This is a genomic window from Dietzia sp. NCCP-2495 (genome assembly GCF_026011735.1).
GTDB lineage: Bacteria > Actinomycetota > Actinomycetes > Mycobacteriales > Mycobacteriaceae > Dietzia.
Map to the genome: position 1 here is coordinate 91,477 of NZ_BRVN01000002.1, position 15,473 is coordinate 106,949.

Annotated in this window: 9 protein-coding genes and 1 tRNA gene; 4 read left to right on the forward strand and 6 right to left on the reverse strand. The window is 70.9% G+C overall.

Annotation, left to right across the window (positions count from 1 at the left end; genetic code table 11):
• Nucleotides 1-70: 70 nt before the first annotated feature.
• Together OPF83_RS02540 and OPF83_RS02545 are read right to left on the reverse strand one after the other, a co-directional pair.
• Nucleotides 71-445, reverse strand: a complete 375-nt coding sequence (locus tag OPF83_RS02540) for a DUF3817 domain-containing protein (RefSeq protein WP_264885643.1) — start codon at nt 443-445, stop codon at nt 71-73.
• Nucleotides 442-1,047, reverse strand: coding sequence for a hypothetical protein (locus tag OPF83_RS02545; protein ID WP_264885644.1), 606 nt, complete (start codon nt 1,045-1,047; stop codon nt 442-444). The genes OPF83_RS02540 and OPF83_RS02545 overlap by 4 nt, the downstream gene beginning before the upstream one ends.
• A 62-nt stretch (nt 1,048-1,109) precedes the next feature.
• Between OPF83_RS02545 and OPF83_RS02550 the strand changes: the two genes are divergently transcribed.
• Nucleotides 1,110-1,194 (forward strand) — tRNA-Leu (locus tag OPF83_RS02550).
• A gap of 77 nt (nt 1,195-1,271) precedes the next feature.
• On the opposite strand, the gene OPF83_RS02555 is transcribed toward OPF83_RS02550, so the two are convergent.
• Nucleotides 1,272-1,403 carry a methionine/alanine import family NSS transporter small subunit gene (locus OPF83_RS02555; RefSeq protein WP_264885645.1) on the reverse strand — a complete coding sequence of 44 codons (132 nt, stop codon included), beginning with the start codon at nt 1,401-1,403 and terminating at the stop codon, nt 1,272-1,274.
• 3 nt (nt 1,404-1,406) lie between these two features.
• Nucleotides 1,407-3,035 carry a sodium-dependent transporter gene (locus OPF83_RS02560; RefSeq protein WP_264885646.1) on the reverse strand — a complete coding sequence of 543 codons (1,629 nt, stop codon included), beginning with the start codon at nt 3,033-3,035 and terminating at the stop codon, nt 1,407-1,409.
• A 386-nt stretch (nt 3,036-3,421) separates the two neighbouring features.
• Between OPF83_RS02560 and OPF83_RS02565 the strand changes: the two genes are divergently transcribed.
• From OPF83_RS02565 to OPF83_RS02575, 3 genes are all read left to right on the forward strand, one after another.
• Entirely contained in the window at nt 3,422-3,784 is a 363-nt protein-coding gene (locus tag OPF83_RS02565; RefSeq protein ID WP_264885647.1) for a hypothetical protein, read from the forward strand.
• A gap of 300 nt (nt 3,785-4,084) precedes the next feature.
• Nucleotides 4,085-13,525 carry a fatty acid synthase subunit beta domain-containing protein gene (locus tag OPF83_RS02570; RefSeq protein WP_375546195.1) on the forward strand — a complete coding sequence of 3,147 codons (9,441 nt, stop codon included), beginning with the start codon at nt 4,085-4,087 and terminating at the stop codon, nt 13,523-13,525.
• Nucleotides 13,526-13,608: 83 nt separating this feature from the next.
• On the forward strand, nt 13,609-14,085 hold the full coding sequence (locus OPF83_RS02575) for a holo-ACP synthase (protein WP_264885648.1): 477 nt from the start codon (nt 13,609-13,611) through the stop codon (nt 14,083-14,085).
• Between the two features lie 86 nt (nt 14,086-14,171).
• Here the strand turns inward: OPF83_RS02575 and OPF83_RS02580 are convergent, their stop codons facing one another.
• Together OPF83_RS02580 and OPF83_RS02585 are read right to left on the reverse strand one after the other, a co-directional pair.
• Nucleotides 14,172-14,900, reverse strand: a complete 729-nt coding sequence (locus OPF83_RS02580; RefSeq protein ID WP_264885649.1) for a TetR/AcrR family transcriptional regulator — start codon at nt 14,898-14,900, stop codon at nt 14,172-14,174.
• Nucleotides 14,901-14,908: 8 nt separating this feature from the next.
• Nucleotides 14,909-15,415 carry a peroxiredoxin gene (locus OPF83_RS02585; protein ID WP_264885650.1) on the reverse strand — a complete coding sequence of 169 codons (507 nt, stop codon included), beginning with the start codon at nt 15,413-15,415 and terminating at the stop codon, nt 14,909-14,911.
• Nucleotides 15,416-15,473: the final 58 nt, after the last annotated feature.

Here is a 15,473-nt window from a genome sequence, read left to right on the forward strand (position 1 = left end):
TGGTCAAGGGCGGCAAGCTGGTCAGAGGGACGCTGACTGTTGAACGCGGCGGCGTAGACCGCGGACCGTCTCAGACCGCGTACTCTGCGCGGACGTCCGCGGTGCGCTTGTGCTCGAACCAGAACGACAGGAACGGGATCGTGCCCGCGAGCGCCGTGGCCAGCGTCCGCGTGGCCGCCCACCGGGCCTTGATGGCCAGGTCGAGCGTCGCGAACAGGTACAGGATGTAGAACACCCCGTGCGCCTGGCCGATATAGGTGAACCACTCCGGCGCGTCGTCCGAGCTCGGGAGGATCAGGTACTTGTAGATGATCTCCGCGGTGAGGACCAGGAGCCAGATGCCGGTGATGTAGGCCAGGACACGGTAGCGGGTCAGCGCCGGCGCGACCTTGCCGTCGGGATCCGGCTTGCGAGTGGTGCTGGTGGCATCTGCGGGGGCGGTCATGAAGCGGGCTTCTCCTGGGAACGATCGCCGGCCGCGTCCCTGCGGGCCAGGTCGGCGAGATAGGTGTTGTAGGCGGCCAGACCCTCGTCTGTCGCCTCGGTGTCGGCCGTCGGCCGGCGGGTGGGGAGGATGTCGGCGGGGATCTCCGTGATGACCCCGTGACGTCGGCGGGCACGGGACGCGACCGGGGCGTGAGCACCGGAGGTGGGGCAGTGCGACACGGTGTCGTCGTCGTCATCCTCCCACGATCCGGCGGTGACCCCGTGCTCGGCGGAACGATCCTGATCGGTGGAACGGACCTGGCCGGCGGAGCGGCCCTGATCGGCGAGCCAGTCAGACTCCTCGGCCTCCAGGCGCACGTACTTGACGTAGGCGTAGATCAGGAACCCGGCCATGAACGGCCACATGAACGTGTAGCCGAGATTCTGGACCGTTCCCGAGGCGGCCTGGAAGCGCGTCAGTTGCCAGTACCCCATAGCGAGGCAGAAGATCGCACCCAGTACGACGAACGCGATCCACCCCGGGCGGTGCTTGACCGACGACGCCGCCGGGCCGGACGCACGATCGCCTCCGGTCGCGCGGCGATTCTGCTTGGTGGACACGCCTCCACGGTACCGTCGAGCACACGCTAAACTCACCTCGCCCGGTCACGCCGGGTAACTGCGCGCCCGTGGCGGAATTGGCAGACGCGCTGGATTTAGGTTCCAGTGTCCTAGGACGTGGGAGTTCAAGTCTCCCCGGGCGCACCACGGATGAGATCGGCCCCGCACCCCTCGTCGAGGGGTGCGGGGCCGACGTCGTCACGAGGGTCACCTCGTCAGCGGACTCACTTGGTCGTCAGGGACTTGTCCTCGGTGATGTTGTCCGGATGCCGGAGGAAGTGGCCGATGCTCGCGAGCATCCCACCCCAGATCACGAGCAGGAACAGCACCATCATGATGATCGCGGCTGTGGACATCGCTCAGCCCTCCTTCGGGGAGTCGGCGGACACCGTCGACGCGGCGCCGGGGGTGGGGGACGGCGACTGTGCGTCGTAGGCGAAGTCGCTGGGGTCGTCGTCGCTCGCCGGAGGCCCGTCGAGGTGCTTGGCACCGCGCCACGGCAACAGCGTGAGGATGACGGCCAGGATGATGATCGCGGCGATCATGCCCCAGCCCCACACGTTGATGACGCTGCTCTCGTACCCGCCGTACGGCTCGCTGATGAGGTCGCGGATCTCACCGAAGAGCGAGTAGGCGAGGACCAGCGGGGTGAGGATCGCGGCGAAGAACAGCCAGATCCGGCCCACCTTGAACGACGAGACCGAGTTGAGGTGATCGCGCAGTGTCGGGCCGAGACGGAAGATGAACATCACCGACACCAGCGCGATGAGCGCGCCGCCGACGATGCCGAGGCTGTTGGCGAACTTGTCCAGGATGTCCAGGTTCTGCAGGCCGGTCTCGGTGGGCATGAGCAGGACCGAGATCACGGTCATCGGGATGCCGATCGCCAGGGTCGCGGTGACGCGATTGACGCCGACCTTGTCCTGGAACGAGGAGATGACGACCTCGACGATCGAGATCATCGACGTGAGGCCGGCGAGGATCAGGCAAACGAAGAAGATGACGCCCCAGATCGGACCACCCGGCATCTGCGAGATCAGGGCGGGGAAGGCGATGAACGCCAGGCCCGGACCGCCGCTGACGTCGTCCCAGGTGGCGCCGGCCGGCGTCGAGACGAGGAAGCCGAGGGTCGCGAACACACCGATGCCGGCGAGGACCTCGAACGCCGAGTTGGAGAAGCCCACCACGAGGCCCGAGCTGGTGAGGTTCGACTTGCGCTTGAGGTACGAGGAGTACGTCAGCATGATGCCGAAGCCCACGGACAGCGAGAAGAAGATCTGGCCGTAGGCGGCGATCCACACGCCCGGATCGGACAACACCGACCAGTTGGGCGAGAAGAACGTGTCGAGTCCGTCCATCGCGCCGGGCAGGAACAGTGAACGGATGACGAGCGCGACGAAGAGAACGACGAGCAGCGGGATGAAGAACAGGGCGGTGCCGCCGATGCCCTTCTGGACGCCGGCGAGCAGGATGGCGAGCGTGAGGACCCAGACGATCACCAGGATGACGGTGATCATCGGGACGAAGTCGATCCCGAACCCGCTACCCGCTTGGAGGAAGTCCTCGGAGAAGAAGGTCGCGGTCTCCTCATACGTCTCGCCCCACCGTTGGTCGATCGAGAACCACGCGTAGCACGCCGCCCAGGCCAGGATCGCCGCGTAGTAGACGGCGATCACGAACGAGACGAGTACCTGGATCCAGCCGATGGGTTCGGCGAACCTGCTGACGCGGCGGAAGCTCAGCGGGGCGGAACCGCGGAAGCGGTGACCGATCGAGTAGTCGAAGAACAGGAGCGGGATACCCGCGGAAAGTAGTGCGACGAGATAGGGGATGAGGAAGGCGCCGCCACCGTTGTCGTATGCGACGAACGGGAAGCGCCAGATATTGCCGAGGCCGACGGCCGAGCCGATGGCGGCGAACACGAAGACGGAGCGTCCGGAAAACCCTTCACGCTTCTTCGTGCCGCCTGCGGCGGCGGTGGTGGACATTGTTCTCCTCCTGGCAGGGGACGCCACGTGTCACGGGGCGGCGCCTCCTACTTCAATTCTGTCGGTTGCTGTTCGGTGATCATTTCGACGCCTCGCGTCTATCTGATTCACGTGACTGGTGGGATTAGAGTAGTCCCATGAGATACGTCTGTGGGCGCAAGGCGGCAAGTCGCGTGGCTCTCGCTGCGTCGCTGGCTGTTCTCACGGCTGGCGCCGCGACTGTCGCGACGGTCCGACCAGCGGATTCTCAGGTTTTTCCGGGTCCGGCCATAGTTACTGTCGCCGAGACCTCTCCTTTGTCGGCACCGGAGCCGATCCTTCCTCCGGCGCTGGTTCCACCTCCGGCGCCGGCGCCGGCTCAGGCGTCAGCACCTACTCCGGCGGACGTGGTCCGGGAGACCGGGTCGTGGTTCGCGCACGGGTACACGCTCGACCTGCGGGACGACGGCACGGGGGACTTCGCCGTATGGATGGGCGCGTTCGACGGCACCAGGATCGCGTTGCGGTTGATTCCGGCGCCCGGTCCGGCGACTGTTGCCGAGGTCCTGTCCGTCGAGTCGATCGGGCATGGCGCGTTGTCCCCGGACGCGGTGCCGGGGGTCGGCGGCCTGGTCACGATCTCTTTCGGTGACCCCGTCCGCACCGCGCACGTCGAGTGGACTGCGGGGGCGGATCGCCTGCAGGCGGACCTGTGTCCCTCGGTGGGATTGGACGCGGCCGCGATGGAGATCCTGCGCTGCGGAGCCTGACCCGGATGGGGTCGCCGACACGCCCACGGCGGGTCGATCAAGCTGAGAGCGATGTAACGATTCGGTAACGGTCGAATTCGCAAACCTGAGGCGCCCCTCACCTGTGGATATGAGGAATCCATCAGGTCCGAAAGTGGCGACGATCACTCCGCTATGTCCGACGGTCCGTGGGCGAAGGCGCAGGTGGCGGTCGCCAACCTGAGGCGGCCCTCAACTTTCTGTGGCAGTCTGTGCGCTGCGTCGTACCGGGCCACCGGTAGCCGGCGTTGCCACTAACGCGAGTGCCAAGGAGTTCCCCACGTGACGATCGACGACCGCGACCTCACCCCCCGACCGCTCGAGACCGGTGTGCCGGCAGGCCGTGCCACCCGGGCCCTCGCGGACGAGCTGCGTGACGGCACGGCCTACGCGCTCGCCTTCGGTGGGCAGGGGATCGCCTGGCGTGACGCGCTGAGCGATCTCATCGACGGCACCGGCATCGGCCCCGATCTCCAGGGCCTCGTCGACGCCTCCGTCGCACTGACCGAGCCGGTTCACGACGAGATCGCCGTGGTCCGCACCCATGGCTTCCGGCCCATCGAGTGGGCCAACACCACCACCGGCGAGGACGAGGCCAACGGCGATCTCCCCGACGACGCCTCGCTCTCCTCCGCCGCGGTCTCGCTCCCGGCGGTCCTGCTCACCCAGATCGGTGCGCTCCGTGCGCTCGCCGCCGAGGGCCTCGACGTCAACGCCGCCGTCCCCGCCGCCGTGGTGGGTCACTCCCAGGGCGTCCTCGCCGTCGAGTCCGTCGAGACGTTCGGCTCGGTCGACGACCGCCTGCTCGCCGTGGCCGAGCTCATCGGCGCCGCGGCGACCCTCGTGGGCCGCCGCGTGGGGCTGTTCCGGCGCGGCGACGCCAGCCCGATGGTCGGGGTGTCGGACATCGACGGCGACGAGCTACGGGCCATCGTCGACGAGCTGTTCTCCGGGGTCGACGCCTCAGTCCGTCCTCTCGTGTCCATCCGCAACGCCCAGCGGCGCCACGTCGTCGTCGGCCGTCCGGACGATCTCGAGGACCTGCGTCGTCACTGCGCCGACCTCGAGGCCGAGTCCCGTCGTCGTCGTGAGGCGAAGCTGACCGGCGGCGAGGTCTTCGCCCCCGTCTTCGACCCGCTCGACGTGGAGGTCGGCTTTCACCACCCGGCGATGGCCCCGGCCGTCGACGTGGTCTACCGCTGGGCCGGCCGGTGCGGCCTCGACGCCGAGCGCGCCGCCGACCTCGCCCGCCAGGTGTTCACCGAGCCGGTCGACTGGGTCTCCGAACTCGCCGACGCCCTGCACGCCGGCTCCGAGTGGATCCTCGACATGGGCCCCGGTGAGGCCCTGACCCGCCTCAACCGCTCCGTCGTCCGCGGCCAGGGCGTCGGCGTCATCGCCGCCGCCACCCGCGGTGGCCTGCGCAACCTCTTCACCCCGGGCTCCACCCCGGAGGTCGAGCGGCCCTGGACCGCGTTCCAGCCGCAGCTCATCACCCTCCCCGACGGCAGTGTCCACGTCGAGACCTCGTTCACCCGGCTGACCGGGTGCTCGCCGATCCTGCTCGCCGGCATGACGCCGACCACAGTGGATCCGGAGATCGTCGCCGCGGCCGCCAACGCCGGCCACTGGGCCGAGCTCGCCGGTGGCGGGCAGGTCTCCGAGGACATCTTCGCCGAGAACACCGCGCGTCTCGCCGAACTGCTCGAGCCCGGCCGCAGCGCCCAGTTCAACTCCCTCTTCCTCGACCCGTACCTGTGGAAGATGCAGGTCGGCGGCAAGCGCCTCGTGCAGAAGGCCCGCGCCGCGGGCGTCCCGTTCGACGGCGTGATCGTCACCGCCGGCATCCCCGAGCTGGACGAGTCCGTCGCCCTCATCGAGGAGCTGACCGAGGCCGGCCTGCGTCACGTCAGCTTCAAGCCCGGCACCGTCGCCCAGATCCGCCAGGTCGTGCGGATCGCCGCCGAGGTCCCGCACATGCCCGTGATCGTCCAGGTCGAGGGCGGCCGCGCCGGCGGTCACCACTCGTGGGAGGACCTCGACGACCTCCTCCTGAATACCTACGCCATGCTGCGTGAGCGCCCCAACGTCGTGCTCTGCGTCGGCGGAGGCATCGGTACCCCCGAGCGGGCCGCCGACTACCTGACCGGCTCCTGGGCCAACGCCCACGGATACCCGGCCATGCCCGTCGACGGCATCCTCGTCGGCACCGCCGCCATGGCGACCCTCGAGGCCACCACCAGCCCGCAGGTCAAGCAGCTCCTGGCGGACACCGTCGGCGTGGACGCCTGGGTCGGTGCCGGCCAGGCCTCCGGTGGCATGGCGTCGGGCCGCAGCCAGCTGGGCGCGGACATCCACGAGATCGACAACACCGCGGCCCGCACGGGACGCCTCCTCGACGAGGTCGCCGGCGACGCCGAGGCCGTGGCCGCGCGCCGCGACGAGATCATCACCGCGGTCAACGGAACCGCCAAGCCGTACTTCGGCGACCTCGACACCATGACCTACGAGCAGTGGCTGCGCCGCTTCGTCGAGCTCTCCCTCGCCCACGGCGCCACCGCCGACGGGGCCGTCTCCCGCGACGGCAACGGTTTCGACCTGGGAGCGGACTTCGGCGGAGACGTCGCCGACGGCACCCGCTCGGTCTGGCTCGACCCGACCATCCGCGCGCGCTTCCACCGCATGGTCCAGCGCACCGAGGCCCGGCTCGACGAGGTCGACACCGGCCGCATCGTCTCCGCCTTCCCGCGGGAGGAGTCGATGGAGCGTCCCGCCGACGTGATCGACACCCTCGCCGCGCGGTACCCCGGTCTCGACAGCTCCGTCCTGCACCCGGCGGACGCCACCGAGTTCCTCGACATCTGCCGCATGCCCGGCAAGCCCGTGCCGTTCGTCCCCGTGATCGACGGCGACGTGCGCCGCTGGTGGCGCTCGGACTCCCTGTGGCAGGCCCACGACGCCCGCTACGACGCCGACGCCGTGTGCATCATCCCGGGCACGACCGCGGTCGCCGGGATCACCCGGGTCGACGAGCCGGTCGGCGAGCTGCTCGACCGCTTCGAGGCCGCCACCGCCGACCGGGTCAGCGGATACCTGCCCGCCACCGAAGCCGTGTCCGGTCGCCGTCGTGGCATCGTCACCACCGCCACCGGCCCCGTCGCCGACGTGCTCAACAGCCCGGACGTCGCCTGGGCGGGTCGCCTGGTCATCAACCCCGTCCACCGACTGGGCGTGCTGCATGCCTGGGAGATCGACGCCGAGGGCGTCGGCCGCCACCCGGTCTCCGGCGCCGTCCTCACCCCGGCCGACGACGGCCGCACCGTGGACCTCACGCTGCCGATCGGCGCCGCCGAGATGACCATCGAGATCACCGTCGACGCCTCCGTGGCCACCGGCGCCGCGCCCGTCGTCACCGACGAGGCCGCCGAGTCCGCCATGCGCACCCTTCTCGCCACCGCCGCAGGTGTCGGCCGCGGGGGAGCGGGCGGCGTCGAGATCACCGAGCTGCCCGAGGTCATCGCCGGCGTCGCCACCGCGCGGTTCACTTTCGACCCGACCCTGGCCTCCGATCACACCGGCGTCACCGCCGGGAGCCTGCCCACCGCGCTCGTGCCGTCCGCCGGCGTGCCCGACGCGCTCGTGGGAGCCGCCTGGCCCGCCGTGTTCGCGGTCCTCGGCGCGACCCGCCGCCCGAGCGGCCAGGGCACCGTCGTCGAGGGACTGCTCGACCTCGTACACCTCGATCACGGTGTCCGGATGTTCGCGGGCCTGCCGGCGACGGGGACCGACCTCGTCGTCGTCGCCCGGTCCGGCGCGGTGCGTGACACCGACCTGGGCCGCGTCGTCGAGGTGACCGTCGCGATCGCCACCGAGGGCGCCGACGGCACCCGGACCCCGCTGTGCACCCTCACCGAGCGGTTCGCCATCCGCGGCCGCACCGGCCGCGCCGAGGTGGGCGACCCGCGCCCCGCTGGCGGTGCCCTCGTCGGCCCCGCGGGCGGTGTCGTGGAGCCCGCCGAGACCAGCCGCCAGCTGCGCGTGTCCACCACCCTCACCGCCCCGCACGACATGACCGCGTTCGCGCTGGTCTCGGGCGACCACAACCCGATCCACGTCTCCGACACCGCGGCCGAGCTGGCCGGACTGGGCGGCGTGATCGTCCACGGCATGTGGCTCTCCGCCGCGGCCCAGCACGCCGTCCAGGCCTCGGACGGCGCGACCCCGGCCCTGCGGATCGCCGGCTGGACCGCCCGCATGCTCGCCCCGGTCCGTCCGGGCGACCGCATCAAGGTCCGCGCCGTGCAGACCGGACGCCACGCCGGCGGCCAGGTCCTCGAGGTGACGTGCACCGTCGACGGGGCGACCGTCATGGCCGCCACCGCGCTCACCGAGGCGCCCCGGACCGTCTACGCGTTCCCCGGACAGGGCATCCAGTCCAAGGGGATGGGTATGGAGGGCCGCACCCGCTGCCCGGCCGCCCGCGAGGTCTGGGACCGCGCCGACAAGCACACCCGCGAGGCCCTCGGCTTCTCGATCCTCGCGCTGGTCCGCGACAACCCGACCGAGGTCACCGTCCGCGGGCAGGTGCACCGTCACCCCGACGGCGTGCTCTACCTGACCCAGTTCACCCAGGTCGCCATGGCGTGCCTCGCGGTGGCGCAGCGCGCCGAGCTCGAGGCCGACGGCCTGTTCATCTCAGGCGCGTACTTCGCCGGCCACTCGATCGGCGAGTATGACGCCCTGGCCGCCATCTCCGGCGTGCTCGAGCTCGAGCCGCTGCTCGAGATCGTCTTCCAGCGTGGCTCGACCATGCACCAGCTGGTCCCGCGTGACGCCCAGGGGCGTTCGGACTACCGCATGGCCGCGATCCGCCCGTCCCAGATGGGGATCGCCGATGCCGACATCCAGGACTGGGTGGCGCGCGTGTCCGAAGAGTCCGGCGAGTTCATAGAGATCGTCAACTACAACCTCGCGGGCTCGCAGTACGCCCTGGCCGGCACCGTCGCCGGCTGCGAGGCACTGGAGAAGGCCGTCACGCGTGAGCTCGAGGTCTCGGGCGGCAAGAACGCCTTCATCCTCGTCCCCGGCATCGACGTGCCGTTCCACTCCACGGTCCTGCGCGGCGGCGTCCCGGACTTCCGGGCCACCCTCGACGCGCTGATCCCGCACGACATCGACATCTCGGTGCTCGTCGGCCGCTACATCCCGAACCTCGTGCCGCGCCTGTTCAGCCTCGAGCGCGACTTCGTCCAGGAGATCGCCGACCTCGTGCCGGCCGAGTCCCTGGCCGAGGTGCTCGCGAACTGGGACGCCTGGTCGGCCACCCCGACCCGTCTCGGACGCCTGCTGCTCGTCGAGCTCCTGGCCTGGCAGTTCGCCAGCCCGGTCCGCTGGATCGAGACCCAGGAGCTTCTGTTCACCCCCATCGAGCGCGGTGGACTCGGCGTGGAGCAGTTCGTCGAGGTGGGCGTGTCCAATGCGCCAACCGTGGCGAACCTCGCCTCCAAGACCCTCGACCTCCCCACCCACCGCGGGCCGCGCGCCCGGGTGATCAACGTCGAGCGCGACTCGACGACGCTGTACGGCACCCTGCCGCCCAGCCTGGAGGACGACGACGACTCCGTGAGCGCCGCCGACGCGGCCGGCGCCACCGAGTCGACCCCCGCGGCCGCCGACCAGGCGGCCCCCACAGACCCCGCACCGGCCGTCAATACCCCCGGCACGGCCGGTGCGGACCGATCCACCGCATCCGCAGGAGGCGCCGGGGCCCCGGCCGCCGCCCCCGGTGCACCCCGCCCGGACGACCTCGAGTTCGGCGCCCCCGCCGCGACCCGCATGCTGGTGGCGCTGCGCACCAAGGTCCGTCCCGAGCAGATCGCCGCGAGCGATTCCATCGAGACTCTGTGTGACGGCGTGTCCTCGCGCCGCAACCAGCTCCTGCTGGACCTGGGCACCGAACTGAGCCTGGGCGCCATCGACGGCGCCGCCGAGGCCGACTTCCCGACCCTGGCCGACCAGGTCTCGCGCCTGGCCCGTGGCTACGCCCCCTTCGGCCCCGTCCTGTCGGACGCGGTCGGCGAGGCCCTGCGCGCCGTGCTCGGCCGCAGCGGCAAGCGCGCGGCGTACATCACCGAGCGAGTGACCGGCACCTGGGAGCTCGGGACCGGCTGGGCGCAGCACGTCACCGCCGAGATCGCCCTGGGCACCCGCGACGGCGCCTCGATCCGCGGCGGCGACCTGGCCAGCCTCGACGCCTCCGGTGTCAAGGACGTCGCCGGACTCGACGCCCTCATCGACGCCGCCGTGCAGTCCGTCGGCGCCGCCAACGGTGTCGCCGTGACCATGCCGGCGTCCGCCTCGGGCGGCGGGGGAGTCGTGGACTCCGCCGCGCTCGGCGAGTTCGCCGACGAGGTCACCGGACGCGACGGTGTCCTGGCCCAGGCCGCCCGTGGCCTGCTGACCCGCCTCGGACACCTCGAGCCCGACGCCGTGGACCTGCTCGCCGACGCCGACCCGGACACCGAGCTGGCCGACCTCGTGGCCGCCGAGCTCGGCAGCGACTGGCGCCGCGTCGTGGCCCCGGCCTTCGACGCCACGCGCGCAGTCCTGCTCGACGACCGCTGGGCCTCCGCCCGCGAGGACCTGGCCCGACTCTGGGCCCGGACCGAGGCGCCCTCAGACGTCGCGGAGAGCTTCCGCGGCGCGGGGGAGATCGTCGCCGAGCAGGCGCGCTGGTGGGCCGACAAGGCCGCCGGTGCCCGACGTGATGCACTGGCCTCGACGTTCCGCGCGATCGCCGAGACCTCCGCCGAGGAATTCGTGGGCGAGTACGCGGCCGACGTCGCCGTCGTCACCGGCGCCGGAAAGGGTTCCATCGCCGCGGCGGTCACCGGCGACCTCCTCGCCGGAGGGGCCACCGTGGTGGCCACCACCTCCAACCTGGACCAGTCCAAGCTGGCGTTCTTCAAGGACCTCTACCGCACCCACGCCCGTGGCGGCGCGGCGCTGTGGGTCCTGCCCGCCAACCTCACGTCCTACTCGGACGTCGACGCGCTGGTCGAGTGGGTCGGAGGCGAGCACGCCGAGACGGCCGGCGGTCAGACGACCGTCCTCAAGACGGCCCTCACCCCGACGCTGCTGTTCCCGTTCGCGGCGCCCCGCGTCCAGGGCTCGATGGCCGACGCCGGACCGCGCGCCGAGACCGAGATGCGCGTCCTGCTGTGGGGCGTGGAGAAGCTCGTCGCCGGGCTCGGGGCGATCGGCGCCGAGACCGACGTCGACTCCCGCCTGCACGTCGTGCTGCCGGGCTCGCCCAACCGCGGCATCTTCGGCGGTGACGGCGCCTACGGCGAGGCCAAGGCAGCCCTCGACGCCATGATCGCCAAGTGGAGCTCGGAGAAGTCCTGGTCGCAGCGCGTGACGTTCGTCCACGCGATCATCGGCTGGGTCCGCGGCACCGGACTCATGGGCCACAACGACCCGCTCGTGGAGGCCGTCGAGGCCGCCGGCGTGACCACCTGGTCCACCGCCGGCATCGCCGGCGAGCTCCTGCGCTGGTGCGCCCCCGAGTTCCGCGAGGCCGCCGGTGACGCCCCCGTCACCGTCGACCTCACCGGCGGACTCGGCACCGCGGACCTCGACATGGCCGCACTCGCCGCGGACCGTCCGGCCACCTCCGGTGCGTCGGACACCGAGGAGGCCACCGGCACCATCGCCGCACTCCCGTCGCTGCCCGTCGTGGCGGCCGACGAGCGTCCCGAGTGGGGCGAGGTCACGCAGGCCCTCGAGGAGATGGTCGTGATCGTGGGTACCGGTGAGGTCAGCCCCATCGGCAGCTCGCGTACCCGCTTCGAGATGGAGACCTCCGGCACGCTCACCGCTGCCGGCATCGTCGAGCTCGCCTGGTCGACCGGCCTCATCACGTGGGAGGACTCGCCGCGCGCCGGCTGGACCGTCACCGCCACCGGTGAGTCGATCGACGAGGCCGAGATCGCCGAGCGCTTCGGCGACGAGGTGCTGGGCCGCGTGGGCATCCGCCGCTACGCGGACGACGCCGACGCCGAGATGTTCGACAACTCCTCGATGCAGCTCACCTCGGTGTTCCTGCCGGAGGACCTGTCCTTCGAGGTGGACGACGAGGCCCAGGCCCGCGCCTACCAGTCCGACGACCCGGAGAACACCGTCGTCACCCAGGGCACCGACGGCGAGTGGATCGTCACCCGTAAGGCCGGCACCGAGATCCGCGTGCCGCGCCGGGCGACGCTCACCCGCATCGTGGGCGGCCAGATCCCGACCGGCTTCGACCCCACCGCGTGGGGCATCCCGGCGGACATGGTCTCCGGCATCGACCGGGTGGCGGCGTGGAACCTCGTGGCCACAGTGGACGCGTTCATCTCCTCGGGCTTCACCCCGGCGGAGCTGCTCGCCCACGTGCATCCGGCCGACGTCGCCAACACGCAGGGCACCGGCATGGGCGGCATGACCAGCATGCGGTCGCTGTACATCGACGGCATCCTCGGCCGCAGCCGAGCCAACGACACGCTGCAGGAGGCGCTGCCCAACGTCGTGGCCGCGCACGTCATGCAGTCGTACGTCGGCGGCTACGGCTCGATGGTCCACCCCGTGGCGGCCTGTGCCACCACCGCGGTGTCCGTCGAGGAGGGCTTCGACAAGATCCGCGCAGGCAAGGCCGAGTTCGTGGTGGCCGGTGGGTTCGACGACCTCTCGGTCGAGGGCATCCAGGGCTTCGCCGACATGTCCGCCACCGCGGACTCGGCGGCCATGTCCGCCAAGGGCATCGACGACCGGCACTTCAGCCGGGCCAATGACCGCCGTCGCGGCGGGTTCGTCGAGTCCGCCGGCGGTGGCACGATCCTGCTGGCCCGCGGTGACGTGGCGGCCCGCATGGGCCTCCCGGTCCACGGTGTCGTGGCCTGGGCGGGTTCCTATGCCGACGGTGCGCACACCTCCATCCCGGCCCCCGGCCTGGGTGCGCTGGGTGCCGGCCGCGGTGGCGCACGGTCGCCGCTGGCCCGAGGCCTGGCCCAGCTGGGTCTCACCGCCGACGACCTGGCCGTGGTGAGCAAGCACGACACCTCGACCAAGGCGAACGACCCCAACGAGTCGGACCTGCACGAGCGGCTCGCCGAGTCGATCGGCCGGTCCGCCGGTAACCCGCTGTTCGTGGTGTCGCAGAAGACCCTCACCGGTCACGCCAAGGGCGGCGCGGCGGCGTTCCAGCTCATCGGGCTCACCCAGATGTTGCGCTCGGGCACCATCCCGCCCAACCGCGCGCTGGACTGCGTCGACGACGCGCTGGACCACCACCCGCACCTGGTGTGGCTGCGCGAGTCGCTGCAGCTCGGTGGGGACATGGTCCTCAAGGCCGGTCTGCTCACCTCGCTCGGCTTCGGCCACGTGTCCGGCCTCATCGCCGTGACGCACCCGGAGGCGTATTACCGGGCAGCGGCGGCCGAACTCGGAGAGTCGGAGGCGGATCGGATCCGCGAGGCGGCCCTCGAGCGCGAGCGTTCGGGTGCCCGGCGGATCGTGGACGCGATCTACGGTGGCGAGTCGCTCTACACCCGTCCCGAGTCCCGTCGCCTCGGTGAGGGTTCCGCCGACGCGGTCAAGGAGCGCGAGGCGGCGGTGCTGCTCGACCCCGAGGCCCGGATCGACGACGACGGCGTGCTGTCCGCGATGACCGGCGGCGGCTGCCGATAGGTCGTCCCGGACGGTGAGCCGCGGGTGCGCGGCCTCGAGAGAAAGCAGGACAGGCGGATGAACGAACTGCGGAGCGCCGAGGCGTGAGCGGGAGCGTTCGGGGCGTCGGGGTCGACATCGTCGACCTCGGCGCCTTCGCCGCATCCCTGGCCGAGCCCGGGACGCGGCTGACCGACGCGTTCTCGGCTACCGAACGACGGCAGTGCAGAGATCGCGCCGAGGCGCGTGGGGCGAGGAGCGGACAGTCGGGGGAGGACCCTCTGGCCCGTCACCTGGCCGGCCGGTGGGCGGTCAAGGAAGCGGTCGTCAAGGCGTGGTCCGCGGCCCTGTACGGCGCACCACCACCGATCTCCCCGGACCTGCTGCGCTGGCAGGAGATCGAGACCGTGTGCGACGCCTGGGGGCGGCCGGCGGTCCGGCTCGGCGGGGAGGTGGCCCGACAGGTCGCCGCCACCGTCGGGGACGACGCGCGCTGGAACGTCTCCCTCAGCCACGACGGGGGATCTGCGGTCGCGTTCGTGGTCCTCGAGGCGCCGGAGGTCGGCGACCGGGCCGTGTGAGACAGTGCGACGAGAGTCGCCGCGGTGTCGTGCGACCCGCGTCGTGCGACCCGTGCCGTACCGCCCGTGCGGTGCGACCTGACCGGTCAGTCCGTCTGCGCTTCCTTCTCCGCCAGCCAGAGGTAGGCCGTCAGCATCCGCTTGAGCTCTCGGACCGTGGCGTCGTGGAAATCCTCACCGGTACCGGTGTCCTCGGCCGTGTTGTTGCCGGCGCTCACGGAGAAGTTGAGCATCGAGTAGGAGGCGTGGACCAGGACCTCGGCCATGAAGGCCCGACGCACACGGTCCGTCGCCGGCATGAGCGGCGCCAGCACGCTCGCGATCATGCGGGCGATCTCGCTCTCGTTCACCGCCGCCGTCGCCCGGGTGGCGGGAGTGGCCTGGGTGGCCAGCCAGACGGCGCGACGGGACGGATCCCGCAGCCACAGGTCCGCCAGGTGGTCCAGGAAGTCATTGAGCAGTTCCGGCCAGTCCAGCGCCGGGATCTTCTGCGAGAACCGTTCGATCTCCTCGATCACCCCGTGGGCGTCCTGGCGGTCGAGCTCGCACACCAGCACGTACTTGTTCGCGAAGAACTGGTAGAGGGTCCCGATGGGCACGCCGGCCCGGGACGCGACCTCTTCACACGTGAACGAGTCGAAACCCACCTCGACCAGGACCTCGCGGGCGGAGGTCAGCAACGCCTGGAACTTGAGCCTGCTCCGCTCCTGGATGGGGCGGCGGCGGGGGACGAGGATGATCGGCTCGCTCTGGGCGACGTCATCCTCTGTGTCGCCCGACGTACTCGAGGTGTGTCCTTCCGGCTCTGATGTCATGCGCGGTCTCAGCCCTCGGACGGCGTGGGCTCGGGGAGCTCCACGCCGAGCAGCTTGGCGATCATCGCGACATGGCCCTTGGCCCGGACGTTGTAGCGGGCCATCGAGAGCGTGCCGTCCGACTCCACGACGAAGGTCGAGCGGATCACGCCCATGACGACCTTGCCGTAGTTCTTCTTCTCGCCGAAGGCACCCCACGCGGTGAGCATCGTCTTGTCCGGGTCGGAGAGAAGCGGGAAGGTGATGCCGTACTTGTCCCGGAACTTCGTCAGCTTGGCCGGCTGGTCGGGTGACACGCCCACCACGGCGATCCCCGCGTCCTGCAGGGACTGGAGGGCGTCCTCGAAGTCGACGGTCTCCGTGGTGCAGCCGGGAGTCATGGCCGCCGGGTACACATAGACGAGTACCTTTCCGTGCTCGGCGAGCAGGTCGGCCAGCGCCGTGGGCGTTCCGTCGGCGTCGGGAAGAGTGAATTCGGGGGCCTTCTGGCCCACCTCGAGACGAGGTGTCGTCACTGTGCTCCTGATGTCGAGTCGGGACTTTTGACCGTTCCAACCTATCCGATGCGGTGAC